This window comes from Mesobacillus sp. AQ2, assembly GCF_030122805.1.
GTDB classification, from domain to species: Bacteria; Bacillota; Bacilli; order Bacillales; family Cytobacillaceae; genus Mesobacillus; species Mesobacillus oceanisediminis_A.
Map to the genome: position 1 here is coordinate 2248084 of NZ_CP126080.1, position 25737 is coordinate 2273820.

At 40.2% G+C, this 25737-nt stretch carries 20 protein-coding genes and 1 pseudogene; 20 read left to right on the forward strand and 1 reads right to left on the reverse strand.

The window, feature by feature from the left end; all coding sequences use genetic code 11:
* The 4 genes and pseudogenes from QNH36_RS11250 to QNH36_RS11270 all read left to right on the forward strand — a co-directional run bounded on the left by QNH36_RS11250 (position 1) and on the right by QNH36_RS11270 (position 7620).
* Positions 1 to 1716, forward strand: a complete 1716-nt coding sequence (locus QNH36_RS11250; RefSeq protein ID WP_283905247.1) for a DEAD/DEAH box helicase family protein — start codon at positions 1 to 3, stop codon at positions 1714 to 1716.
* Between the two features lie 5 nt (positions 1717 to 1721).
* Positions 1722 to 2489, forward strand: coding sequence for a hypothetical protein (locus tag QNH36_RS11255; protein ID WP_283905248.1), 768 nt, complete (start codon positions 1722 to 1724; stop codon positions 2487 to 2489).
* Positions 2490 to 2601: 112 nt separating this feature from the next.
* A pseudogene (locus tag QNH36_RS23970) lies at positions 2602 to 5159 on the forward strand (MrcB family domain-containing protein).
* Positions 5131 to 7620, forward strand: a complete 2490-nt coding sequence (locus QNH36_RS11270; protein ID WP_283905251.1) for a restriction endonuclease-like protein — start codon at positions 5131 to 5133, stop codon at positions 7618 to 7620. The pseudogene QNH36_RS23970 and the gene QNH36_RS11270 overlap by 29 nt, the downstream one beginning before the upstream one ends.
* Before the next feature lie 40 nt (positions 7621 to 7660).
* Here the strand turns inward: QNH36_RS11270 and QNH36_RS11275 are convergent, their stop codons facing one another.
* Positions 7661 to 7897: a hypothetical protein gene (locus tag QNH36_RS11275; RefSeq protein ID WP_283905252.1), complete on the reverse strand. Its 237-nt coding sequence runs from the start codon at positions 7895 to 7897 to the stop codon at positions 7661 to 7663.
* 602 nt (positions 7898 to 8499) lie between these two features.
* Between QNH36_RS11275 and QNH36_RS11280 the strand changes: the two genes are divergently transcribed.
* The 16 genes from QNH36_RS11280 to gucD all read left to right on the forward strand — a co-directional run bounded on the left by QNH36_RS11280 (position 8500) and on the right by gucD (position 25693).
* Entirely contained in the window at positions 8500 to 8832 is a 333-nt protein-coding gene (locus tag QNH36_RS11280; RefSeq protein ID WP_283905402.1) for a nucleoside triphosphate pyrophosphohydrolase, read from the forward strand.
* Positions 8833 to 8855: 23 nt separating this feature from the next.
* On the forward strand, positions 8856 to 9341 hold the full coding sequence (locus QNH36_RS11285) for a hypothetical protein (protein WP_283905253.1): 486 nt from the start codon (positions 8856 to 8858) through the stop codon (positions 9339 to 9341).
* Between the two features lie 385 nt (positions 9342 to 9726).
* On the forward strand, positions 9727 to 10506 hold the full coding sequence (locus QNH36_RS11290) for an SDR family oxidoreductase (RefSeq protein WP_283905254.1): 780 nt from the start codon (positions 9727 to 9729) through the stop codon (positions 10504 to 10506).
* A 737-nt stretch (positions 10507 to 11243) separates the two neighbouring features.
* Positions 11244 to 12296 (forward strand): TRAP transporter substrate-binding protein, encoded by a 1053-nt coding sequence (locus tag QNH36_RS11295; RefSeq protein ID WP_283905255.1) that lies wholly within the window; start codon positions 11244 to 11246, stop codon positions 12294 to 12296.
* Positions 12297 to 12363: 67 nt separating this feature from the next.
* A complete protein-coding gene (locus tag QNH36_RS11300) occupies positions 12364 to 12897 on the forward strand; it encodes a TRAP transporter small permease (RefSeq protein ID WP_283905256.1) in 534 nt (177 codons plus the stop codon).
* Between the two features lie 25 nt (positions 12898 to 12922).
* Entirely contained in the window at positions 12923 to 14188 is a 1266-nt protein-coding gene (locus tag QNH36_RS11305; protein WP_283905257.1) for a TRAP transporter large permease, read from the forward strand.
* Positions 14189 to 14338: 150 nt separating this feature from the next.
* Positions 14339 to 15367 carry a TRAP transporter substrate-binding protein gene (locus QNH36_RS11310; protein WP_283905258.1) on the forward strand — a complete coding sequence of 343 codons (1029 nt, stop codon included), beginning with the start codon at positions 14339 to 14341 and terminating at the stop codon, positions 15365 to 15367.
* A 74-nt stretch (positions 15368 to 15441) separates the two neighbouring features.
* The gene (locus tag QNH36_RS11315; RefSeq protein WP_283905259.1) at positions 15442 to 15987 is read left to right on the forward strand and encodes a TRAP transporter small permease; all 546 of its coding nucleotides are present in this window, start codon (positions 15442 to 15444) and stop codon (positions 15985 to 15987) included.
* 30 nt (positions 15988 to 16017) lie between these two features.
* On the forward strand, positions 16018 to 17295 hold the full coding sequence (locus tag QNH36_RS11320) for a TRAP transporter large permease (protein WP_283905260.1): 1278 nt from the start codon (positions 16018 to 16020) through the stop codon (positions 17293 to 17295).
* 22 nt (positions 17296 to 17317) lie between these two features.
* Positions 17318 to 18568 (forward strand): nickel pincer cofactor-dependent isomerase, group 22, encoded by a 1251-nt coding sequence (locus tag QNH36_RS11325; protein WP_283905261.1) that lies wholly within the window; start codon positions 17318 to 17320, stop codon positions 18566 to 18568.
* Between the two features lie 56 nt (positions 18569 to 18624).
* The gene (locus tag QNH36_RS11330; RefSeq protein WP_283905262.1) at positions 18625 to 20829 is read left to right on the forward strand and encodes a dihydroxy-acid dehydratase domain-containing protein; all 2205 of its coding nucleotides are present in this window, start codon (positions 18625 to 18627) and stop codon (positions 20827 to 20829) included.
* A gap of 60 nt (positions 20830 to 20889) precedes the next feature.
* Positions 20890 to 21657 (forward strand): IclR family transcriptional regulator, encoded by a 768-nt coding sequence (locus QNH36_RS11335; protein ID WP_283905263.1) that lies wholly within the window; start codon positions 20890 to 20892, stop codon positions 21655 to 21657.
* 187 nt (positions 21658 to 21844) lie between these two features.
* Complete coding sequence (locus QNH36_RS11340) at positions 21845 to 22741, forward strand: fumarylacetoacetate hydrolase family protein (protein ID WP_283905264.1); 897 nt, start codon at positions 21845 to 21847, stop codon at positions 22739 to 22741.
* Positions 22742 to 22745: 4 nt separating this feature from the next.
* Entirely contained in the window at positions 22746 to 23042 is a 297-nt protein-coding gene (locus tag QNH36_RS11345) for a UxaA family hydrolase (protein ID WP_283905265.1), read from the forward strand.
* On the forward strand, positions 22993 to 24207 hold the full coding sequence (locus tag QNH36_RS11350; RefSeq protein WP_283905266.1) for a UxaA family hydrolase: 1215 nt from the start codon (positions 22993 to 22995) through the stop codon (positions 24205 to 24207). The genes QNH36_RS11345 and QNH36_RS11350 overlap by 50 nt, the downstream gene beginning before the upstream one ends.
* Before the next feature lie 19 nt (positions 24208 to 24226).
* Positions 24227 to 25693, forward strand: a complete 1467-nt coding sequence (gene gucD / locus QNH36_RS11355; protein ID WP_283905267.1) for an alpha-ketoglutaric semialdehyde dehydrogenase GucD — start codon at positions 24227 to 24229, stop codon at positions 25691 to 25693.
* The last annotated feature ends 44 nt before the right edge of the window (positions 25694 to 25737 follow it).

Here is a 25737-nt window from a genome sequence, read left to right on the forward strand (position 1 = left end):
ATGTCATTTATTAATGATACTTTATTAAGTATTGGTCCTTGGCAGGCTCTTGAAAGAAATGTTGCTCGCTTAATGCAACACGCAGGTTGGGAAGACGTAAGAATTGTGGGACAAAGTAATGATAGGGGAGCCGATATAATAGGTCACCGTAAAGGGAAACGGTGGCTTGTGCAAGTGAAATTTCGTAGGAATGGTAATGTGGGCATAGACGTTGTCGATAAAACAATTGAAGCTGCACATTTTTATAACGCAGATTTTCCAGTTATAGCAACAAATCAAATGTTTACTGATGAAGTCATAAAAAAACAAAGCATTTTATTAGCAAGTCAGATAAAACTACAATTGTGGGATAAATATAAATTAAAAAGAGATTGGGACAGGTTAACAGAGATAAGTTCCTCTCTCAAACAATCAAGAAAGTACCAAGAAAACCCCATTAATCAAGTAATAAATGCCTACAATTCAACAAATAAAGCTTTAATAGTTTTAGCAACTGGACTAGGGAAAACTTTTGTTGCTGCGGAGTCTACTCGAAAAATATTAAATTTACCTAATCCTCCAAAGAAAGTTTTAGTTTTAGCTCATACAAACGAGTTGGTATACCAGTTAGAGAAATCATTCTGGCCCTTTATGACCAAAAATATTACTTCTACTGTGTGGAACGGGTATGAAAAAGGATACCCTAAAGAGACCAATTTCACTTTTGCATGTGTAGATTCCATTGTAGAACATATTAGGAGAAACGGTGATTTACCAACTAATTATGATATGATTATTATAGATGAATGTCACCATGCTGGTTCTATGTCGTATAAAACTGTTCTTGAAGCAACCAGAGCTGGTAAAAATAATGGAGCATTTTTATTAGGAATGACTGCTACTCCTTGGAGGAGTGATGATAAAAATATAGAAGAAATATTTGGAGAAAAGTTAGTGAATTTAAATATTGTTGATGGTTTAAGAAATGGTTATCTCTCCAATATAGATTATAGAATGTATGTAGATAATATAAATTGGGAAAGGTTATCGGAATTGCATGAATTAACACCAAGAAAGTTAAATCGAACCCTTTTTATTCGCGAATGGGACGATGCAGTTATTTATAAATTAAAAGAGACATGGAACGAAGTTGAAAAACCAAGAGTAATAGTCTTTTGTTCAACAATTGATCATGCAATGACAATGAGAGATAAGATAAACAGTCTAGGAATTGGTAGAGCAGAAGCTATTTATTCAGGAAATTATTCTGGGCATAGGTTAACATCAGCTGATAGAAATAGGTTATTGGCTGATTTCCACAATGGTTATATTCAAGTCATGTGTGCGGTAGATATCTTTAATGAAGGTGTAGATGTACCTGATGTTAATATTATTGTGTTTCAGCGTGTAACACATAGCAGAAGAATTTTTATTCAACAACTAGGGAGGGGTTTGAGAGTAAGTCCTGGTAAGGAAAAAGTAATTGTCCTTGACTTCGTTTCAGATATAAGAAGGTTTGCTGCTGGATTGGAATTAAAAAATTCGCTAGAAGGATCACCGATTTATTTAAACTTAGGTAACCCAGTAAAATTCATGAATGTAGTAGGTGAAGATAAGGCAGCAGAAAGCTTTTTGAAAGAATGGCTTGAAGATGTCAGTCAAATTCAAGATGCAAAAGAGGAGGACCACATTCTTAAATTCCCTCCGGCACTTACTGACAGACAAAAAATTAGGTGATATTAATGAATTATTATAGTGTACTTAAGGATTTAAATAAAATGAAAAATATCCCCCTACAATCCATAAATCCCGGAGCAGAAGTAGTTATATTAGAGATAAATGATTCCAATATAATTATACAAAGCTCATCTGGTAAAATCGTTAAAAGACCACTTGCTGAAATTAAAAAGCTTGTTAAATCATTAACATCTAAAAAACCTATTCATGTTGATACAGTATTAGGAGGAAGTGGATCTAGTAGAAATCAACCTGAAACCGTTTTAGCAAATTTACCATATGTCGAATGGCTTAGAATTAAAAGAAAAAAGCATATAGTGTGGGTAGATGAAAATACTCATATTTTTGGTACTAATAAAGAAATGGATTCAGTTAGAGCTGCACTTGTGAAAACTCAGCTACATTCAGAAAGTGTTCTACACGAAGAGAAAAAAAACTTGTTAAATGTAACAGTCGTTTTTTGCGATAATCTTCAAGAAGCAAGTTATATATACAAGTCTATCTTAAAAAAAGAACCAGAGTTAATTGAAAAAGATCAAATAATTTTTTCGATTGATAAAACAGTAATAATTTTAAAAAGAAATGTTTATGATCTTCCCGACGGGTCATCGGCACCTATAATTCCAGTAGATAACTTAGATTCCAGATGTGCCGAACTAGATTCTCTCTTTACAAAAATAATTAAAATTCCGGCTAACGAAAAATTCCCATCCCACGCAATAATAATTGGAAATAATAATTATATAATTATACTCAGTGAAGCTCTTTTATAATGAGTATTTTTATTGTATTTGTATAGTGGAATTAAATAACCTTAACTTAAAGAGGGCTTCTGGCTCTCTTTTTTTCCATATGTATATAGAATGGTTACTTAGGAGTGATAATATGCTTGATACTTTAATTATCGAGCTGGTAAATTCTTTGAAGGAGATAAAGATATTAAAAACAAAGAAAGTAATCAGAATCATTGATCGGGGAGAAAAGGGAATATATATAGCTAAACCACCTACATTAAATAGTATGTTCAAAGCGAATTTATATCATACGATATAATAAAAAGTAGTTGGAGGTATTTCCTAGAAAGAAGAAGATTAAGCGAAAATGATTTACTAAAGAATCAAAGCATTCTTTTTATGTCTATATTTTCATTATTCCCTTTCGTAGAAGTATCAGATTTTAACAATAATATAACACTTTGTTTAAAAGAATACTATACAGATGATATACCAAATGATAATTATGAAGAACTTAAAAGATTTCTTACAGATTTAGTTGAAGAAAAGGTTAACCCAAAATTATTAAATATGGACTACAAGGGCAATGAATATAGAATTAAGAGTAAAAGTAGACAGGATGCTAGAATATTAGGAATCATCAATGAAAATAATGAACCTAACATCACTCTTTTAAGTACTTACTCAGAAGCAAAGAATAAAGAAACTTTTGTAAAGAACCTTTTGGAAAATCAAGGTTATTTTAAAATTGTAATTTTTTGTCTGGATCTCTTAAGAAATGTTACAAAAAAAGAAAGAAGGAATCAAATAGAGGAACTAGGAAGAATAATTATTCGGAATTCTAGAGGTAATAACTTAATGGTAGAATCAGTTGCTAAAGAACGAAGTTATTATCTCCTTTTATGGTTGGAAAAAAACGGTACTATAAATGAAGAATGGATACCTTGTGATAATTTTTTTATAAAAAGGGAGAAGATAATGTCAAGTAATCTTAGTAATAGTTTAACCCAATTAATGAATGAGTACCTAAAAAGCAAGGAGGAAAGTGTTGGTGTAACTCCGCAAATGGGGTATTTAGTAAGAAATGATATTCCAATGCAGATTTATAACCTAGACTTTATTGCATCTAATCAATATATTGTTACTGGATCAGTAGGTGTAGGTAGATGGGCTTCTGTTCCTTGGATAGCAATAATGAACCGAATCATTACCACGTCGACTAAAAAAGGTTACTATATTGTTTATCTTTTTAGTGAAGATATGAAGAGTGTTTATCTGACTATTGGTTTAGGAGTAGAAAAGACACAAAGGGAAGAAATAATAAGAATCAAGGAAGAAATACGCAGTACTATTCCGCAATATAGTAAATTTCTAATCGATGATCTAATAAATTTAGGGACAGGTACTAAGGCAAAAGAATATGCATTTTCTACCGCTGCATATATTAAATATGATCATGGACAGTTTCCTAATGAAATTGAATTAATAAATGATTTAAAAGATATGATAAAAATTTATGAAAACTATATTAAGATTAAAACAGGTGCCTCTCCTATTAGTTATGATTCAGGTGGAAGAACCAAGAAAAGTAAAGATCTAGTTAGAGAAAAAATTGAATATTTATCTTATAACAATTTAATCTCGCATATATTTACGTTCATTAAAGGGAAAGGTTTTTTTTATGGAGAGGATGAAATTAATAATCTCTTCTTATCTCTAAAAACAAAACCATTCGTGATCATCTCAGGTATTTCCGGTACAGGAAAAACCAAAATTGTTCAATGGTTTGCTGAAAGCGTAGGGGCGACAGAATAGAATGGGCAATTTAGTTTGATCGCGATCCGTCCTGATTGGAATGATGGATCTGATCTGCTTGGCTATGTTGATATAAAGGGTGAGTTTAAAGAGGGGCCTTTAACTAAGGTAATCAAGAACGCCCACCAGAATCCCGATCTGCCTTATTTTGTTCTTCTGGATGAGATGAACCTGGCGCGTGTTGAGTATTATTTTAGTGATATTTTAAGTGTGATGGAAAGCCGTAAGTGGGAGAATGATGTAGTAGTTTCTTCAACTCTTCTCTCTAGTGATGTGTTTGGGAAGGACCTTACTCTTCCAAACAATCTTTATATTATCGGGACGGTTAATATGGATGAAACGACGCATCCGTTCAGCAGAAAAGTATTGGATCGAGCAAATACGATTGAATTTAATCGTGTTAATCTTGGTAACCTGGCCTTTTTAACTGAGCTTGAAGAAGTGGAGCCGAAGGTCATCAGTCAGGATCGGTTTGCTTCTAAGTATCTTCATTTGAAAGATGTATATAAAGAAAATAAAGAATTAGTGGCCAGGGCTACGGATGAACTTGTTAGGATCAATGAATCACTTCAGTTGATTAATGCACATGTTGGTTACCGTGTTCGCGATGAGATCTGTTTTTATCTAGCCTACAATGAAGAATCTAATTTAATGAAATTCGAAAATGCATTTGACCACTGCATCTTGCAAAAGATTCTCCCCCGAATTGCTGGCAGCGACACAAGAGTGGAACAATTGCTGAGGGGACTCTATACTCAATTTACGAATCAAGAGTATGAAGAGGATGGACAAATTGATATACAGAATGCCAAATATCCGCGAAGCGTAGCCAAAGTTGCTGAAATGCTTGGGAGGTTAAGAAACGATGGCTTTACTTCCTTCTGGATCTCGTGATGATGTTGAATTAGTAAAAATAGAGACTGAGGCTCTTTCATTAGTGATAAAGGGAAAACCTTATCACGAAAGGTATGAAGGATTACGGCAATATAAGGCTATGGACCGTCATGATGTGATGGATTTTACAGTGGATGGAGATGGCATTCAGGAGATTAAGGTATATGATATCGCCAATCAAGAGCTGGTCACTCCTTCTGAGCAAAGGCCGATCTTCTTTGAAAATGGGGTATATCAGCTGATCGTCGTTCCGAAGGACGGTCGGGAGTTCACTTTTTATCACGAATATCCTCTTATCAGACAAGCCGTCTCACCGATGCCAATTGGGAGCCAACCTATTTTAATGGGAAATCTGCAGTTTCAAAATGAGGTTGGTTTTACAACATTCGAAATAAGGGCGGATGGTAAGGCGATCCTTGAAGTCACGCTGGAGATATTTCCTGTGAAACTTGATTATAAAAAGGATTATCAAAAGCTTTTAGATGAAGTAAATGATGAAATCTATAACCTGGCTTTCCATTTTATCCGGAAAACGTATTTGGGTGCTAGGTTAAGGCTGGAGGGAAATCCGTCGAAAGCGGAATTTTACCGCTTGATCAGTGAGCATTTTCATCAATTTCTTCAGGCTGTTGCGAGAATTGAATTCCAACCTCACCATAAATTGGATAAGACCTATGAGAAAGCACGAGGGGACCAGTTGCGGAAGCAAGACCCTGTCAGCAGAAACTTTTTACGAAAACGTGCGAACGTCTTTGTCGATGTATCAAAGGGGATTGATGTTCATGGCAGGACGGTGATGCCTACAGAAGGGTTAAAAATCAAAAAAGAGCTTACATATGATAATTTGGAGAACCGCTATGTTAAGTGGATGATTGAGCGGATCAAACAAAAGCTGGATGATTTGTTGGACTCTATAGTGAGCAAAAACAGGTGGACCAGAGAGAAGCCGGACTATGACCTAGTTGAGAAAATTGAATTGATGTCCAAACAGTTAAAGTCGAAGCTGAGCAGTCCTTTTTGGAAGTCTATTGGCAAGCTGGATCGTTCGGTAATGGGTCTGGTATTGCAAATGGCACCTGGTTATCGAGACGCTTTTCAAATCTATTTAACTGTTTCAAAAGGATTGATGCTACAGGGGAAGCTGTACCGAATGTCGGTGAAGGATGTTGCCACTCTCTATGAATATTGGACTTTCTTGAAGCTCGGACAGATTCTTGACCGAAGGTATAAGCTTATCAGCCAGGATATAGTTCAGGTTAACAGGGAAGGTTTGTTTGTAAATCTGGAAGCAAATAAAACAGCGAGGAGAATATTCAGGCACCCTGTCACAAATGAAGAAATCATTTTAGCGTATCAAAAACGGGAAGGCAGCTTGCCGACTGTTTCACAAATACCTGATACGATGCTGAGCATTGAGAAAAAGGGAAAGGGCTACAAATACCATTATATTTTTGATGCTAAGTATCGGATCGACTATGCCCAGGAAGACAGCTATTATCGAAAACGGTATAAAACACCCGGTCCGATGGAGGATGACATTAATACAATGCATCGCTATCGGGATTCGATTGTTGCGACAAGTGGGGGGCCATTTGAGAGAACCGCTTTTGGAGCTTATGTTTTATTTCCGTGGTTTGACGAAACCGTATATGAAAAGCACCATTTTTATGAGAGTATCGATAAAGTGAATATTGGCGGGTTGCCTTTCCTGCCGAATGCCACGAATATGGTTGAACGTTTTGTAGAAAGATTGATTGATAAAAGCCCTGAGGAGATTCAAAGGGAGGGCATCCTGCCAAAAGGTGCCAATGAAGAATGGAAGTCGAGCTTGGATCATAGGGTGATGGTTGGGCTTGTTTCCGATCAAGAGAGCTACGATCAATTCATCAAGGGAGCCTTTTATCAAATTCCTGTAAAGCAATTAAGGAAAGGCTGGCAGGAAGCTGAGTATGTAGCTTTGTATGTAAAAAATAGCTTAAATACTGATAATGGCGTTCAGCTTTATGCAAAGGTTAAAGATGTCAGACCTTATTTTAATGGTGATGATGATTACATGCGTTTTAATGTTGCCGCCTGGTCTAGACTGAAGCAGAACATAAGACCCGTTAATTACGGCATATCAAGAAGCTATGTGATGACAACCTTAAAAGCTTTAAAGGAAGCGCGGGAACTTCCTGAATTATTCATGAAATCTAAGGGAGAGAAAACCATTTGGCGAATGCTTAGAAGGGTATCTGATCAAATTAGGGTTGAACTGGACCAAGAAAATCTTGATCGTGCTTCTAGTATATCAGAGTATAAGATTAAAGATATTAAAGTGACCATGGATATGCAGGAAAGGGAAATCCGATTTATCGAAAATAACTCAGAAGAAGCAGTTTCGATTGAACAATTAGAGAAAAATCCTTCAGGGGTTTTTAAGAAATTGGTGGAGATGCTTCAACAATCAAAGGCAGACTAATGGGTCTGCCTTTTTGTGTTACATTAAATTTTGGTGCGTTTTATTCATTGATTGGTTTGCACACTTTGCAAGGCTTAACAGATGGATCGTTCAACTTTTCAACATGTTCCAAAGGGCGATAGTAGCCGTTCTTCTCCTGATTAATGATCACTTTCAGATCAAAATTCTTTTTTGTAATATAGGAGCAGTTTGTCTTATGAAGCTTGTTTCCATTAGCGGTGTCATAAACGATCACATACGGATATTTCAGGATTTCAGCAAACATCTTTATAGCCATAAATAACACTCCCTTTTTCTATGAATATATCACTTAGAATAGCTAAATGGTATAATTTAACTAAAGTATATTCTGAATAGAGGGAAAAAGACATGGCATCTTTTACTCAGGAGAAATTTGAATTGCCAAGTAACTTACGAGGCAGAAGTATTCATCTTAATGTCATCCCAACTGTGTCCAACTTGAAAAATATGATTGATAAACTGATTGTAGTTGATGGAGATATAAGTCAGTTAAAGCAATGGGAAAAAAGGAGTTATGCAGCATATCAGATTAGTAAAATCAAAAGAGAAGTAATGAATGCGCCCACAAAGGATAGCAGAACAAATCTTGTGAAACAGCATATTTTAAACCAGGATCCTAATGAATTAGGTGCAAGTTGTATTGATATTTATTTAGTTGCGTATGTTGCCGAGAACGTTAAACCTGGGAAACAAGCATTTATAGAATATGTGATGAATCACGGGATCACGGATAAGCCGAACTCTGCTCAGGCCATTTGGCAGGTAGGAAAAGGGGATGGAACCTATCTGGGAGTTCTATATGAAGATGGGTCTGTCAGGGACTGGGTATTCTTTAGGAAGTGGGTTAATGGCCTAAGTATGGGCAAGCCAAAAGTGTATAACAAGTTAGTCCGAGATCGTATCCCTGAGATCATCCACCAGACAGGAAAATCATTTAACACTAGAAAATTAGAACATCAGGATTATATCAAAGAGCTGAAGAATAAAGCATTTGAAGAACTGAATGAATACGCTAAAAGTAATAGCAGTCTCGAAGCAGCTGAAGAACTGGCGGATTTATTAGAAGTAATGCATTCATTAGCAGAAGTTCATGGTTATACCTTTAATCAGATTGAGGAAATACGACAACGGAAGGCAGAGGATAGAGGCGGGTTTAAGGAAAGAATTTATTTGATTGATGTTGAGAAGTAGAAAAAGATAACTAGGGAGAATAGATGATGGATAAGAAGACATTTAAGATAACTTTTAATAGATTGCTGGAATCGTCAGTGGATGGACTGACAAATGAACAAAAGATCAAGTATATGAAGAAATGGATTAGAGATTACGAGAAGATGGAAGAAACCACAACAAACAAATTAATTACACTGCCTAACTCTTTACCTGTTGATAGCACTGAGAAGATAGGAGAATTGGTAAGAGTAAAATTAGCACATATAATACGCAACCACTTACTAAGTCCAGAAAAAGTGCGAGTTTTACAGGATGCAAAACACTGCAAGAATTTATTTGACATTAATTATCCGATGCTTAAAAAGGTAACATATGACAGTCCATTAATTGAACAAAGAACAGTGAATGGATATTTCCGGTATTGGTCAAAGCCAGTTACCATACATAATGAAAATTATCTTGTGTGTAATGATTGGTATGAGAGGAATAGAACAAAGTTTATAACATGGGTTCAGAGTTTGAGTTAATGTTTTTCTTTCTAAGAAGGACTTTAATACATAATGCTTTTATAAGGGGCTTTTTAAGTGAAACAATTAATTGCGGCAATCTATTTATCTTTCGGTTTTTTGTTTTATTTGCTAAACAACTTCGGGGAATTCCATGCTACGCACACCTATAACTTTATTGTTTTTGGATTCATTCTAACTGGTATTGCCTATTTGTTTAACGACTTAGCAGATTCTAATAAGAAGAAAAACAATAAGTAAGAAGGAACATTTGCAGCAGAAAAAACAAAGCAAAACGAATCAGCAACTAAGGGAACACATTCATCTTTTATTTGCTGACTATTTCTTCAGAGTGTTAGAAACTTAAATTTAATTTTCTAATCACCAGTAAATGAGGAGGACTAAAATGACCAGTCTAAAAGGCAAAATTGCAATAGTAACCGGCGCAAGCCGTTCAAAGGGAATAGGGGCAGCAATTTGCCGCTCATTTGCGAATGCTGGGGCAGATGTATTTTTTACACATTGGTCTCCATTTGATGAGGTTAGCGGAAATGGATCAGATGAAGATTTTCAAAATATGTTATGTGAAGAGTTAAGACAAATGGGAGTTAATGCTGCGCATATGGAGGTTGACTTGAGTAGGAATGAGTCAACAGGCCTTATCATGGACAAGGTTGAAGAAACGTTGGGGACACCAAGTATATTAGTGAACAATGCTACCTTTGAATCACCAGCTAATTTTCGTACTTTGAATAGAGAGATTCTGGACATGCATTACAAAGTGAATAATAGTGGGACTTTAATGCTGTCTATGGAATTTGCGAAAAGATATGAAAAGGCATTTCCTGAAGGGAAAGATGGCCGAATCATTAATATGGTATCTAAAGGACCTGATCCTAACAATCTGGCCTACATAGCAACTAAAGGTATGATCATCGCGATAACCGAACCTTTATCAGTTGGATTAGCCCCGATTGGTATCACCGTAAATTCTGTCGATCCTGGTCCTACTGATTCCGGTTGGATAAATGATGAATTAAGAAAACAGCTGCTGCCACTTTTTCCAACTGGAAGAATAGGTGTACCGGAAGATGCTGCGCGATTAATAACGTTCCTAGCCAGTGATGATTCTGGCTGGATTACTGGACAAACGATAAAATCTGAGGGGGGATTTTTGGGGAAATAGTTAAGTTTATTCTGGAAGATATAGAAGCCTGATTCCTTGCTGAATATGAAGGAAACAGGCTTTTGTTATATGGCTTCGTCCATTAAAACCTGAGGATTTTGCCTGTTTACAAGTGATTGTTGAAATAGGATCCGTTTTTTAATAATTGGATAGTAGAAGAAGGAGTGGAAATGAGAACTACCCTCGCTGCGTTCTAGACATAGTTTATCTTAGGACAAATGTTAACAAAAACCAATGCCGCTAACATTGAGCGGCGTTGGTTTTTTTGTAAAAAATAATCTTGTAAATAACTAGACATGATATTGAGTGAAAATTACTATTTTTCCCAAATGAAACTCAAGTAGCTAAAAGCTAATACAATTTAATACCTTTCATTCATGAAAATTTTTTCATAAAAAAGTTTTATCAATATACCATTAAATGCTTACAACAATTAGACTTTTCTCTTCGAAACTACCACTTAGTTTTACTGAAATAACTTCAAAAATTTAATTAATTATGAATATAAGAAATAGTTTGACAACTAAAATATTCTCCAGTTACAATACAAATAAGTTCATGAATACAGAACGGCGTTTTATAATGTAAAACAAATGAAAGGGTGGTACATATTAAGTAAAAATTTTTATCTATATATGAAAGCGTTTTATTTCATTAAAAAAGACTCAAGTGAACTTCGGATGATAGCGCAAAAATAGATTAATCTATCATTTAAAAATAATTGAGGGGGAGAATTAATGAAGAAACTGTCTATTTTATTTCTAAGTATCATGATGATCAGCTCAATGGTTTTAGCAGCATGCGGAGGGAACTCAAGCTCGACAGGTTCAGCGGAAAATGGTTCTTCTGACAGTGCGGGTGGCAAAGGCGAAAAGCGCACGCTCAGGGTTAGTATCGGTGTTAATGATAAGCATCCTGAATATGAAGCAGCTCAGAAGTTTAAAGAGTTGGTTGAAGCTGAATCAGATGAATTAACTGTTGAGGTTTATCATTCCGGGCAAATTGCAGATGATCGTTCGGCAATTGAAATGCTTCAATTTGGTACGCTGGATATTACGATTCCTTCAACATCTCCGCTTGTAAACTTTATCCCTGAGTTTGGTGTATTCGACCTTCCATTCACTGTTCCGAATGAAGAGGTTGCAGACAAGGTATTGGATGGTCCGTTTGGTGACAAGATGCTTGACTTGGTTGATAAGCAGGGGCTTGTTGGTCTTGCCTGGTGGGAAAATGGTTTCCGTAACTTAACGAACGATGTAAAGCCTGTCGCAAAGATGGAAGATGTTAAAGGGTTAAAAATCCGTACAATGGAAAACGAAATTCACCTTGACGCCTGGAAGGCACTTGGTGCGAACCCTACTCCAATGGCATTCACTGAATTGTTCACAGCATTGCAGCAAGGCACGATTGATGGGCAGGAAAATCCATACCCAACTATTTTGCTAAGTAAGTATCCTGAAGTACAGAAACATATTTCAAACACAAACCATGTATACACACCATTCATTTTCTTGTTCAGCAAGAAAATTTGGGAAGAGCTTTCTCCGGAACAGCAGGAAATTATCTCAAAGGCATCTGTAGAGGCAGGCAAGTTTAACCGTCAGCGGACTCGTGAAGTAGCGGCGGAATCTCTTGAAACGTTAAAGAAGGAAATGACTTTTACAGAAGTAGCAGACGGGGAATTTGAAAAGTTCCAGGAAGCTGTTAAACCGGTTGTTGAAAAATATAAATCTAAAATCGGTGAAGATATTGTAGATGAATTCATGTCTGAGATTGATAAGGCAAAATAATTTTTGAAAAGAGCAGCCGGTTGTCGCCCGATGGCCGGCCTCTTTTTAAACGAAGAGGTGATCCAGAATGTTAAAACCTTTAAAATGGCTTGATGAGAACCTGGAGAAATACATAATATTCCTTTTGTCGACAGTCATGGTCGTCGTTATCTTTATCCAGGTATTTATGCGCTATGTGATGTCCAACTCTTTGTCCTGGTCAGAGGAACTGGCTCGATATTGCTTTATTTGGCTGATATATATAGGAATAAGCTATGCGGTCAAGCATCATCGTCACATCAAAGTAGATGCTGCACTACTTCTTTTTAAAGATAAAACAAAAATTTATTTTGCACTCATCTCAAATATCCTCTTTCTCATTTTCTGTGTGTATGTTGTGATCTATGGTTATGGAATCGCATCCCAATTACTATCATTTGGACAGACAACACCAGCACTTCAAATTCCAACTGGTATCGTATATCTAGCTCCTCCCGTTGGTATGGGCCTTGCGGGAATAAGGTTAATTCAAAATATTATTGGTAACTTTATATCTATCAAAAACTTTGATAAAACTCAGGAACTACCAGAAGATGTTGGGCAGAACATTAACGTTATCTAGTAGATGTTGAAGGAGGTCCTTTTAAATGGCAGGCGTATTATTCGGTTCATTCGCAGTATTCCTATTTTTCACCGTTCCAATAGGAATTGCAATTGGATTAGCTGTCTTATTCACCATTTTATATACAGGTGGAATGCCAGTAGAATTCCTGATGAAGGAATTAACCAACTCTGTTGATTCTTTTCCGCTTTTGGCTGTTCCATATTTTATTATCGCAGGCGAAATTATGGGGAAAGGCGGAATTTCCAAACGTCTTTTTAATGTCGCTGATTCAATGGTCGGAAATAAAACTGGCGGCATTGCGATGGCAACAATCATCACCTGTATGTTTTTCGCTGCCATCTCCGGTTCAGGTCCTGCAACAGTAGCAGCAATCGGAGGTATAATGATTCCGGCCATGGTTCAGAAAGGATATGATAAGCGCTTCGCAACTGCCGTTGTTGCATCGGCAGGTTCAATCGGCGTTATTATTCCTCCAAGTATTCCAATGGTTATATACGGTGTATCTGGCAGTGTTTCAATTGGAGATATGTTCATAGCAGGGATTATCCCAGGTATTCTCGTTGGAATTGGCCTTATGATTTATTCATATATTCATTCGAAGAAAATGGGATATACCGGTACGGACCATAAAACCACCGTTAAAGGCATTCTCACAGCAATCTGGGATGCCAAATGGGCCCTCATGATTCCTATGGTTATTTTAGGCGGAATTTACGGCGGGGTTTTTACACCGACAGAAGCAGCGGTTGTTGCTGTTGTATTTGGCTTAATTGTTAGTGTTTTCGTTTACAAAGAGTTGAAATTTAAAGATTTGCCGCAGATTTTTGTAGATTCTGGTTTAACGACAGCGACCGTTTTAGTAATTGTAGGAGCAGCTACTGCTTTTGGGCGCTTGCTGACCATTGAACAAATACCAAATCAGATTGCCCAGGCGATGCTCTCTCTTTCCAGCGAACCGCTGATCATTATGATGCTGATTACATTGTTGCTGTTAATAGTTGGCTGCTTTATGGATACGATTGCCGCAATTATTATCTTGACGCCAATCCTGCTTCCTGTTGCAACTCAGATTGGCTATGATCCAATACACTTTGGGATCATTATGATTGTCAATCTCTCTATTGGATTCATAACACCTCCTCTTGGTGTAAACCTGTTCGTCGGTGCTGGTATCTCGGGCTTGTCGCTTGAGCAGTTATCAAAAGCGATTGTCCCTTTCTTTTTCGCAATGGTTATCACATTGCTCTTAATCATCGTGGTTCCACAATTGTCACTGCTATTTTTATAATTTTATTCGACGATAATATTTCAGGTTAAACAGCATTAAGTCAGAAAAAATGCTGTTTCCTTTTAGGGATATTACAAAACAGAGTTTTACATTATAGAACAAAAATCAACATAAGAGATTAGCAACGAAAAAAATAAAGGGGAGATGCACATGAAGAAGAAAAAGGTTTTCGGGCTGGCAGTTACAGTGATGGCAAGCTTTTTATTCCTGGCAGGCTGTGGAGGAGAAGAGGCAGGAGGTGAAACCGGGGGTGGAAAGAAGAAAGTTATTAAAGTAGCAAACTACTTTGCGGAAGATCACCCTCAGAATGTTGCATTAAGGGAAAAGTTTAAAAAAATGGTTGAAGAAGAAAGCAAAGGAGAGCTGGAGGTCCAAATATTCCCGAACAGCACGCTTGGTGCAGAAAAGGAATTTTATGACGGAGTCCGGAATGGCACGATTGAAATGGGGCTTCCTGGCTTGATTATGCAGGCTGACATTCCAAAAATGGCAGCACCAGAATGGCCGTTCCTATTCAAGGATTTTGAACATGCCAAAACTGTTCTGAATGGACCAATTGGAGAAGAGTTGACTGAAGACCTTGAATCTAAGCATGGGGTTAAGCCGCTGGCATGGAGTGCGAATGGTTTCCGGATGTTCTCATCCAATCAAACAATTGCCAGTCTAGAAGATTTTAATGGGCTGCGCCTAAGAATGCCGAATATACCAAACTATATTGAACTTGGAAAATTGCTGGGTGCCAATATTACGCCGCTCCCAATCTCTGAAGTTTTCACAGCCCTTGAGCAAAAAGTAGTTGACGGGCAGGATAACCCAATTGCTACCGTGCGTGCGTCAGGCTGGTATGAGGTCCAAAGTGACATTCTGGAATCTAAGCATATGTTCAGCCCAAACTTGTATATTATCAACAGCAAATTCTGGAATGGCTTAACAAAAGAACAACAGAAAATTATTGAAAAGGCTGCAAAGGAATCTGCAGATTATGAGTTTGAACTTCTCGAAAAGAGCTACGAAGAAGACAAGAAGTTCCTTCAGGATAATGGTCTTAAATTCACAACACCTTCAGAAGAGTTTTCAGCAGAAATGGAAGAAGCAGCCCAGCCGCTATATGAAAAAATCTACAGTGAATTTGATTGGGCTAAGGATTTAGCTGACCGTATCCGCGACGAAGCTAAGTAATACGATAAAACGCCAGGAGGAATAAATTTTCTGTTCCTCCTCGGCTTTAAAAAGCAGGTAGGAAGGAGAAAGCCGTGTTTAGCAAAATCAGCTCTTTTTCTAATAAACTTTTAAACATTGCGATTGCCTTTTCACTGGCCGCCATGTCCTTCGCCGTCTTTGGAAATGTCGTGCTGAGATATGTATTTAATTCAGGTCTAACCTGGTCAGAAGAAATATCCCGCTACCTATTCGTCTGGATGGTATTCCTGGGTGCCATTGCGGCATTAAAGGATAAAATGCACCTTGGCGTGGACATTGTCGTCAACGCCCTTCCTAAGAAACTTCAAAAGCTAGTCTTCCTGATCAGCAATGCCATTGTCCTGTATCTATTGTGGCTTGTCCTGCAAGGAAGCTGGAAAATGACTATTCTTAATATGAACAGTACGGGCCCGGCAACGGGTATGCCCTTATCCTATTTATATGGAATCGGGATAGTATCAAGCATATGGATGATGCTCCTTGTGATTGCGAGCCTTTTGAAAGCAATCAGAGGGAAGACAGAAAATATGACGATAATCCAATCTTCAAATGACGTTTTATCGGAAGTTTCACAGGAAGATAAGTTCATAGCAAAATAGCGGCGGCATGAAAGGAGGCCTAAATTCGTCATGATAGGAGTTTTCTTAGGATCATTGTTTGGATCCCTGGCATTAGGGGTGCCAATAGCATTTGCACTCCTTGCGAGCGGGGTAATGCTGATGTTCGTCATGGGCACTTTTGATAGCCAAATCGTTGCCCAGAACTTAATTAACGGGGCCAATAACTTTTCGTTGATGGCCATTCCGTTCTTTGTCCTTGCTGGCGAATTAATGAATGCCGGGGGGATATCCAAGCGCATTGTTGAATTTTCCATGGCACTTGTCGGCCATATAAGAGGCGGACTTGGGTTTGTAGCCATCATTGCCAGCATATTATTTGCGGGGTTATCGGGATCCGCCGTTGCTGATACAGCAGCACTTGGCGCGATATTAATCCCGATGATGATTGCCAAAGGTTATAATGTGAACACTTCAACAGGCATTATTTGTGCATCCGGTATTATTGCTCCAGTTATTCCTCCAAGCATTCCAATGATTTTATTTGGTGTAACAGCAGGAGTATCCATTACGGATCTCTTCATGGGAGGCATTATTCCTGGCGTTATGATGGGAGTCGGGCTGATGATTGGCTGGTTCTTCATGTCACGGAAGGACACAAGTGAACTTCCACCGCGAAAATCAGCCAAAGAAATTTTGGAAGCAGTTAAGCAGGCCAGTTTTGCTTTAATGCTTCCAGTCATCATTATTGGCGGTCTCCGCGGCGGTGTGTTTACACCAACAGAAGCTGCAGTAGTGGCTGCATTTTATGCACTGTTTGTAGGCTTATTCATTTATCGTGAGCTGAAGCTCGAGGAATTGTATCATGTATTAATTGCTTCGGCAAAAACAACCAGTGTTGTGATGTTTGTCGCTGCTGCGGCCATGGTATCAGCCTGGCTCATTACGGTGGCTAATGTACCGGCAGAAATTGCAGGTTATATGGGTTCGCTTGTTAGCAGTCCACTGCTGTTAATGACAGTAATCATGATTTTCTTGCTATTGATCGGACTTGTCATGGACCTTACACCGGCTATCCTGATCTTTACACCGGTTTTGCTGCCGCTTGTTAAAATGGCCGGAATCGATCCAGTCTACTTTGGAATCGTCATGGTTATCAATCTGTGTATTGGATTGATTACTCCTCCGGTTGGCACTGTTTTATATGTGGGGTGCGGAATAAGCAAAATCAGTCTGGCAGAATTGACGAAAGGCATCTGGCCATTTTTGGTGGTCCATACAACCGTGCTGGCGCTGCTGATTCTATTCCCGGAAATTATTACAGTACCGCTTAGTTGGCTGTCAGAGTGAGGATTATGAAGGAGATAAGGATATGGACATCATAAAAGAAATGTTAATAGATATCCCCATTCCCAAAATGGTTAAAGTAAAGCAAAAATTTCATGCACCCCAGCTTGTTGATGTGGGGGCTGAGGTCCGGAAAACACTGAATGAAACGAATGTGCTGACTAAAATTAGCGAAGGAGACTCCGTTGCGATTGCAGTTGGAAGCAGGGGCCTGGCAGATTTGCCTGTTCTGGTGCGTGAAACTGTCAGGGAAATTAAGCGTGTCGGAGGGCTGCCATTTATTGTACCGGCAATGGGAAGCCATGGCGGGGCAACAGCGGAAGGCCAGATTGATGTGCTTCACCAATTGGGCGTGACGGAAGGTGCTGTCGAGGCACCGATTAAATCCTCTATGGAAGTTTTCAAGATTGGTGAACTTCCAAATGGGCTTCCGGTCTATATTGACCGAAACGCTTACGAAGCTGACAAAATTGTTGTCATAAACCGTATTAAGCCTCATACGGCATTCCGCGGACCGGTAGAAAGCGGTCTTATGAAAATGATTACAATCGGGCTTGGAAAGCAAAAAGGAGCTGAAGCTGCCCATGCCTACAGCTTTAAATACATGGCAGAGCATGTACCGGAAATGGCCAAAATTTCATTGTCAGAAGCGCCGATCATTTTCGGCCTTGCCTCTCTCGAAAATGCTTACGACAAGGTAGCAAAGATTATTGCTGTCCCGGCAGAAGACCTTGAGACTGCCGAGCCGGAGCTTTTGAAGGAAGCAAAGTCTTTAATGCCTAAAATTCATTTTGATGAGTTTGATGTCCTGATTGTCGACGAGCTCGGAAAAGACATTTCGGGCGATGGGATGGACCCGAATATTACTGGGAATTTCGCTACGCCATATGCAACAGGGGGACCGGATATCAAAAGAACTGTGGTGCTGGGCCTGACTGAAAAGACACATGGAAACGCAAACGGCATTGGCATGGCAGATATGACGACCAAAGCCGTAGTGGATGAAATCATATGGGAAAAGGGCTATGCAAATGCACTGACAAGTACCGTCATTGAGGTTATTAAGCTTCCAATGGTGCTGGAAACAAAAGAACTTGCGGTCAAGGCGGCTATTAAAACTTGTAATGCCTTTGATCTGAACAAAGCAAGAGTGGTTCGTATCAAAAATACATTAGACATCGGAGAAATCTGGATTTCAGAAAGCATGGTGCCTGAAGCGAAACAAAACAGCAGTCTAGAAGTTATTTCAGAGCTTGAAGAATTGATACTCGATTAATCCGAAAAAAAGCTGCAAAACCAATACTTGCAGATAAATAGGTAAGGAGTGATCCCATGACACAATTATACCCGCTCATTGATAATCCTGTGAATCCATATCGAGACAATGTACAGGGGAAGGCAAATGAACCAATTACAGTAGCCGGTCTTTTGGATCGGGCAAAACAGACACTCGGTTCTTCCTACGAAGGCGGAAAGCCGGATTGGACACTTGAAGAAATCTATAACCGACTGGAAATGAATGCCCCGCGTATAGCGATTATCGGAGGATCATCAGATCACCCGGCCCATATTATGGATTACCAGACGTCTGCCAGGGCAGCCATCCGCATTTGGCAAAATGGAGGAGTTCCTTTTTATTTTTCCACCCCGGTTATGTGTGACGGTACTGCGCAAAGCAATCAGGGGATGAGCTACTCACTTCAAAGCCGGAATGCGGTTGCCCAAATGGTAGTCAATCAGCTTGAGGCTCATAGTTATCACGGTGCCTTTGTTATCCAGGGGTGCGATAAGCAGCCGCTTGGTGTTGTAAGCGCATTGGCACATGTTGACAGGGTAAGGAGAAGCCGTGGTGAGGCTCCGTTTTTTGCAACATTTGCTCCAGCTCATGTTCTTGAAGGAGGCTCTATACCAGATGATGTGATCACCGAGCTGGAAGACCTGGCGAAAAAAGCAGAAGCGGAAGGTGCTTCAGATGTGGCACTTGATTTGCGCGACACAATGGCTTACATTTTGCAATGCTCATCAAATACTGCCTTTCAGGGCGTTTTCGAGCGTGCCTGCGAAAGGGGGATTTTAACAAAAGAACAGCATAAATATTTTGAAATGAGGCTGGCTGTTGCAACCTGTGACGGTCAGGGCGGTGTTTGTGCCTTTAATGGTACCGGCAATAGCTCCAGACATTTAGTGGCCGGATTTGGCCTGGTTCATCCAGCTGTAGAGATGCTGACAGACCCGCCGACACAAAGGCAGATCAATTCTGTGCTAGATAGTTTTGCCACCATGATTAATGAAGAGAAATATGGAGTCTCCAATATCGTAGCAGCAAACATTAAAAATGCCATCCGGATTCACAGTGCTTCAGGAGGCTCGACCAACCTGATGATGCATATTGTGGCAGGAATGATCTATGGTGGTTATAAATTCAGTCTATGGGATTTGGACCGCATCCATCATGAATATCCGATTCCGGATCTATTTGATTACAGTCTGACAGAGGGCCGTGACATTTACTCGCTTGCTATGCAGTGCTGCAGCGGTACTAGCCGGGGAATGGAAACACTCTTCTTTCAACTCCTTGAAAACGGCGTACCGATGGATCAGGATGCACCGACAGTTGCTGCTAGAACATGGAGAGAGCGACTTGCCATTACACGGAGTCTCCAGGCAGCCAATGTAAAAGAAAACCCTGTTATCTTATCAACACCGCGCCGAGCATTTAGCGGAGTGGATGTTCTGCAAGGGAATTTCTTCGAAAGTGCTGTAGTAAAAATAAGCGGAATGCCGACATCGCAGCTTGATCAGTTCGATGATAAGCTGGCATTTGTCCTTTATTTTGAGAATGAAGATGATGCAAACAGAAGCCTTTTGGACTCAAGTCTCCTTAACAGGCTTAAAATGGATAAATTATTTGATCATAATCTGCTGCTTGAAACACTTAAATATAACAATAAACAGGAATATGAACGCCTAAAAGGAGAAACATACGAAAAATTATTTGACGAGATGGCTGAAAAGGGCATCCTTAAAATTTCAGTTGTCATATCAGGACAGGGCCCGGTAGCATTCGGAATGCCGGAAATGTTCACACCAATGCAGCATATCAATGCCAACCGCGTGATGAAAAAGCTGGCAACCATCATCAGTGATGGACGCTATTCCGGGGTTACATATGGGGCAGCCATTGGCCATATGACACCTGAAGCTTATGAAGGCGGCGGAGTTGGTTTCCTTCAGACAGGAGATGTGGTCCATCTGCAGCTTAGAAGGCGCCGAATTGATTTTGTAGATCGAGCCCAGCTATTCGCAGGCAATGTTGTCCATGCTTTTTCAGACACCTTAAAAGATGATAGACAATTACTCGCGGAAGAAAGAAAACAGCTAATGAAAGCACGACAGAAACTTGTTGCGGCTAGCAATCGCATGTATGGCCATACTGATGCGGCAAATGGGGTTGTTCCGCTGGCAGTAGCGGAGGATGCAGTGCTTGACTATAAAAAAGATATTTCACTGAATGAAACAAGTGCGATAGCAAAATAAGGCAAGCTCGTCAAAAATCCTGTAAAATTAGGCTAAATAGAACTAGGAGAGTGAGCAAAAATGCCTATCATACAATCAGTGGAAAGAGCATTAAAAATAATGGATTTATTTGACGAGCGGGAGAGAGAATTATCCATTACTGAAATCAGCAAAAGAATGAATCTGCATAAAAGCACGGTTCATTCCCTTTTAAAAACCTTACAGGAACAAAGGTATATCTCTCAAAATGAAGAAAATGGGAAATACCGTTTGGGGCTAAAGCTTTTTGAGCGCGGGAACATGGTCCTAAGCGATCTTGATTTGCGAAAAGTTGCAAGGTACCACCTTGAAAAACTGTCGTCTACAACTAACTTAACGGTCCATCTTGTGATTCTTGATGGTCAGGAAGGTATTTATATCGATAAAGTTGAAGGCAGCGGAGTCACCGTACTATATTCCCGAATTGGCCGCCGTGTTCCCGTTCATACAAGCGCGGTTGGAAAGTCGCTGATCTCTATGAAAAACGAAGCTGAATTGGACCAGTTTCTTGAAAACTATCAGTACACAAAGCAAACACCGAAATCAATTTCTTCAAAAGAAGAACTGCTGGAGGAAATTGATCATGTTCGGTCGGCTGGATATTCTGTAGATAATGAAGAGAATGAACCTGGTATTTTTTGCCTGGCGGTTCCAATCAAAAATTACTCTGGCAAAGTTGTTGCAGGCATCAGCATGTCCATGCCGGCTGCAAAAGTAACAGAAGAAATCCGCGAACAGTACGTTGGGCTCCTAAAAGAGTGCAGTACTAGCATTTCAAAAGAGCTGGGCTATGAGTATCAAAAAATATAACTCTTTTTAACTTTTCTGTTGATTGGGTTATAAAAAATTGCTTTAAGTCTTCAGATGGGAGTCTCCCTTGCGATTTCGGTTTGTGGTGTCTCCCTATGTTCGATAATTTCTTTAAATAATACTTTACTCACTAGTGTAGGGTAAATTAACGAAATATTTGAAATATGATAAATTCAGGAGGATTAAAATGAGAATTATCCGCTATCTAAAGGGAAATGAAAAACAGCTTGCGGCAGTAACCAATGAAAATGAAGTAGCAGACCTTCCATTCGGCGACTTTTTATCCTTGATTGCTGAAGCACGAAAAAATAATAGAACAGCATTTGACATTATAAAACAAGTTGTAGGTGAAGTGGAGAAACAGCCATTGGAGGGTCTTCAGTTAACCACTCCAATCGATGCACCTGAAGTATGGGCATCAGGCGTTACCTACAAAAAAAGCAAGGAAGCACGAAATTATGAAGCAACACAGGGAAAGCTTGACCGGGAAACATTCTATGACAAAGTGTATGATGCTGTCCGCCCTGAAATATTTTTTAAATCAACAGCGGCAAGAACGGTAGGACCGAATGATCCTGTTTATCTCCGATCAGATTCCAACTGGCAAATTCCAGAGCCGGAGCTGGGCCTGGTTATTGATAGTGAAGGCAATGTGCTTGGTTATACGGCTGGAAACGATATGAGCTGCCGGGACATTGAGGGGGAAAACCCGCTCTATCTTCCACAGGCTAAGGTCTGGAAGAATTCCTGCTCCATCGGTCCGGCGATTGTATTGGCTGAAACTGTTTCAGATCCTTATGAATTTAAAATTATTTGCCGTATCTACCGTGATGAAGAGCTTGTCTTTTATGGGGATGCGCAGGTCAATCAGCTGAAGCGCACTTTGGATGAACTTGTCCACTATTTGGTCCTTGATAATGAAATCTTTGATGGAACGGTGCTGCTAACTGGCACATGCGTTGTACCGCCAAACGAATTTACATTAGCAGAAAATGACCGGATTGAAATCGAAGTTCCTGGCATCGGAATCCTGAACAACCCGGTTATCCAAAGTGAAAAAGCGAAGCAAGCCGCTAAGGGGTGAGGAAATGAGCGAGTACAAAACACTATATTTAAATAACAAGGATAGTGTGGCTATTGCTTTATCCGAGATACCTGCCGGGGCGCAAGTGACTGTAAAAACAGATGATAGAGAATTTAAGGTGGAGATTCTTGAACCAATCCGATTTGGCCATAAATTTGCAGTCCGGGCGATTCCACAGGGGGATGACATTATTAAATATGGAGAGGTGATCGGGGCGGCAGTTTGCCCGATTGATGCCGGAGAACACGTGCATGTCCACAATCTGGAAGGTAAAAGAGGAAGAGGTGACAAGGTTGTTTAACGAAAAACTTCAATTTTGGGGTTATCGCCGTCCCGATGGGCGTGTAGGGGTTAGAAATCATGTGCTTATCCTGCCAACGATTACTTGTGCTACTCAAACTGCCCAGCGGGTGACAGAGCTGGTCAGCGGAACCGTTACTTTTATTCACCAGCATGGATGTGCTCAGGTCGGCACGGATTATGACCAGACAGCCAGAACCTATGCAGGAATGGGGATGAACCCAAATGTTTTCGGTGTGATTGTCCTGGGCCTTGGCTGTGAAACTCATCAGGCGCACCGAATCGGCGATGAAATTGCCAAATGCGGCAAGCCTGTGCAAACAGTTTCCATCCAGGAACATGGCGGAACGCTTCAAACTATAGCCGAGGTGGCAAAAATAGCTGTGAAAATGGTTCAGGATGCTTCCATGGTCCAGCGTGAACTATGTGATTTCAGCGAATTAATCGTAGGTACAGAATGCGGCGGTTCTGATGCATGTTCCGGCCTTTCGGCAAACCCTGCCGTTGGCCGCACAAGTGACATGCTTGTTGAACAGGGAGGAACCGCCATTCTAGCCGAGACAACAGAATTAATTGGCGCGGAACACTTGCTAGCCAACCGTGCTGCTAATGACTCAGTCGCCAAAAAAGCATATGCCGTCATCAAAATGATGGAAAACAGGTCAATCCAAATGGGAGTTGACATCCGTACCGGGAATCCAAGTCCGGGCAATATTGAAGGCGGCCTGAGCTCACTCGAAGAAAAGTCGCTTGGGGCAGCAACAAAGTCGGGTACATCTCGGTTGGAAGAAGTAATTGATTATGCACAGAGACCGACCAAAAAAGGGTTGGTTTGGATGGATACGCCGGGACATGATATTGAGCAGCTGACTGGCATGGTCGCTGGCGGAGCGCAGATCGTCCTTTTCACCAGCGGGCGTGGAACTCCTACTGGATCGCCAATTGCCCCTGTTATTAAAATCTCAACAAATACCCCAATGTTCGAACGCATGAACGAAAACATGGACTTAGATGCAGGAACCATCGTTCACGGGAAAGAAACCGTCGGGGAAGTCGGCGGTCGTATCATGAAGGAAATCCAGGCAGTAGCTAATGGCAAACTGACAAAAGCTGAAATATTGAAACAGCATGACTTTGGAATTTGGCGTATTGGTCCGACATTCTAATAAGAAGGAGACTGGATAAATGAAAACTACCATTGAAACAAAAACATACAGCAACTTTATTAATAATGAATGGAAAGAATCTGCATCCGGAAATGTCATTGAAAGCATTAACCCGGCTACAAAGGAAGCAGTTGGCTATGTGCAAAAGTCCACTCAAGAAGAGCTGGATCAGGCTGTAGAGGCAGCATTCAATGCGAAGAAAGCATGGCGCAAGCTTGGCCAGGCAGCGAGAGGCCAGCTATTATTCCAAACAGCAAACATCCTTGAATCAAGGCTTGATGAAATTGCTAAAAGCATGACAAGCGAAATGGGAAAGACCCTTCCTGAAGCAAAAGGAGAAACAGCCAGAGGCATTGCGATCCTCCGCTATTATGCAGGTGAAGGTATGCGCAAAGATGGCGATGTCATTCCATCAACAGATAAAGATGCCCTAATGTTTACAAAGCGAGCTCCCCTTGGAGTTGTTGGTGTCATTACTCCATGGAATTTCCCGGTTGCGATTCCAATCTGGAAAATCGCTCCTGCTCTTGTGTACGGAAATACAGTTGTATTCAAGCCTGCCAGTGAAGCGGCTGTCACAGCTGCAAAAGTGGTTGAATGCTTTGCAGAAGCTGGTTTCCCTGAAGGAGTATTGAACTTTGTTACGGGATCTGGTTCTGTTATCGGCCAGGGGTTGATCGAACATCCCAAATTGAATGCGATTACCTTTACCGGATCAGAAAGTGTTGGTCAAAGTGTAGCGAAAGCAGCTGCAGCTCGCGGCATCAAGTTCCAGCTTGAAATGGGCGGGAAAAACCCGGTTATCGTTACGAAAAATGCCAATCTTGATCAGGCTGTTGAAGCGGTCATCAGCGGCGGATTTCGATCCTCAGGTCAAAAATGCACGGCTTCAAGCCGCGTAATCGTAGAATCCGAAGTCTATAACGAGTTTAAGCAAAAGCTGGTTGAAGCTTCCGAAAAAATCACAGTCGGCAACGGGCTTGAGGAAGGCATCTGGATGGGACCTTGTGCAAGCGAAAGCCAATTCAACACATTCAACAAGTATATTGAAATTGGTAAAAACGAAGGAGCCAGACTGGTTCATGGCGGCGAAGTTCTGACAGGCGGGGAATATGATAAGGGCTTCTTCGTAAAACCGGCAATTTTTGAAGAAGTGACAACTGACATGGCGATTGCCCAGGAAGAGATTTTTGGGCCGGTCATTGCGCTGATCAGAGCAGTTGATCTGGAAGAAGCGATTGACCTGGCAAACAATACAAAATATGGATTGAGCGCATCCATCTTTACATCAGATATCACATCGATTCTGGAGTTCATCGATGAAATTGAAGCAGGCCTTGTCCGAATTAATGCAGAAAGCGCTGGAGTGGAACTTCAGGCCCCATTCGGCGGCATGAAATCATCCAGCACAGGATCTCGCGAACAGGGAGAAGCAGCGAAGGAGTTTTATACAGCTATTAAAACGGTTTTCATCAAGGGCTCCTAAAATACGAAGTGAAAATCAGAAAAAATAAAAAGGAGATTTTTATA

Excerpts from the sequence above, each read along its gene's own strand:
- QNH36_RS11300 (WP_283905256.1), top strand. The coding sequence starts at position 12,364 with ATGTTAAAACCTTTAAAATGGCTTGATGAGAACCTGGAGAAATACATA.
- QNH36_RS11335 (WP_283905263.1), top strand. The coding sequence starts at position 20,890 with ATGCCTATCATACAATCAGTGGAAAGAGCATTAAAAATAATGGATTTA.
- QNH36_RS11295 (WP_283905255.1), top strand. The coding sequence starts at position 11,244 with ATGAAGAAACTGTCTATTTTATTTCTAAGTATCATGATGATCAGCTCA.
- QNH36_RS11330 (WP_283905262.1), top strand. The coding sequence starts at position 18,625 with ATGACACAATTATACCCGCTCATTGATAATCCTGTGAATCCATATCGA.
- QNH36_RS11310 (WP_283905258.1), top strand. The coding sequence starts at position 14,339 with ATGAAGAAGAAAAAGGTTTTCGGGCTGGCAGTTACAGTGATGGCAAGC.
- QNH36_RS11250 (WP_283905247.1), top strand. The coding sequence starts at position 1 with ATGTCATTTATTAATGATACTTTATTAAGTATTGGTCCTTGGCAGGCT.
- QNH36_RS11345 (WP_283905265.1), top strand. The coding sequence starts at position 22,746 with ATGAGCGAGTACAAAACACTATATTTAAATAACAAGGATAGTGTGGCT.
- QNH36_RS11305 (WP_283905257.1), top strand. The coding sequence starts at position 12,923 with ATGGCAGGCGTATTATTCGGTTCATTCGCAGTATTCCTATTTTTCACC.
- QNH36_RS11280 (WP_283905402.1), top strand. The coding sequence starts at position 8,500 with ATGGGCAAGCCAAAAGTGTATAACAAGTTAGTCCGAGATCGTATCCCT.
- QNH36_RS11350 (WP_283905266.1), top strand. The coding sequence starts at position 22,993 with ATGTCCACAATCTGGAAGGTAAAAGAGGAAGAGGTGACAAGGTTGTTT.
- gucD (WP_283905267.1), top strand. The coding sequence starts at position 24,227 with ATGAAAACTACCATTGAAACAAAAACATACAGCAACTTTATTAATAAT.
- QNH36_RS11340 (WP_283905264.1), top strand. The coding sequence starts at position 21,845 with ATGAGAATTATCCGCTATCTAAAGGGAAATGAAAAACAGCTTGCGGCA.
- QNH36_RS11275 (WP_283905252.1), bottom strand. The coding sequence starts at position 7,897 with ATGGCTATAAAGATGTTTGCTGAAATCCTGAAATATCCGTATGTGATC.
- QNH36_RS11325 (WP_283905261.1), top strand. The coding sequence starts at position 17,318 with ATGGACATCATAAAAGAAATGTTAATAGATATCCCCATTCCCAAAATG.
- QNH36_RS11255 (WP_283905248.1), top strand. The coding sequence starts at position 1,722 with ATGAATTATTATAGTGTACTTAAGGATTTAAATAAAATGAAAAATATC.
- QNH36_RS11270 (WP_283905251.1), top strand. The coding sequence starts at position 5,131 with ATGGCTTTACTTCCTTCTGGATCTCGTGATGATGTTGAATTAGTAAAA.
- QNH36_RS11290 (WP_283905254.1), top strand. The coding sequence starts at position 9,727 with ATGACCAGTCTAAAAGGCAAAATTGCAATAGTAACCGGCGCAAGCCGT.
- QNH36_RS11285 (WP_283905253.1), top strand. The coding sequence starts at position 8,856 with ATGATGGATAAGAAGACATTTAAGATAACTTTTAATAGATTGCTGGAA.
- QNH36_RS11320 (WP_283905260.1), top strand. The coding sequence starts at position 16,018 with ATGATAGGAGTTTTCTTAGGATCATTGTTTGGATCCCTGGCATTAGGG.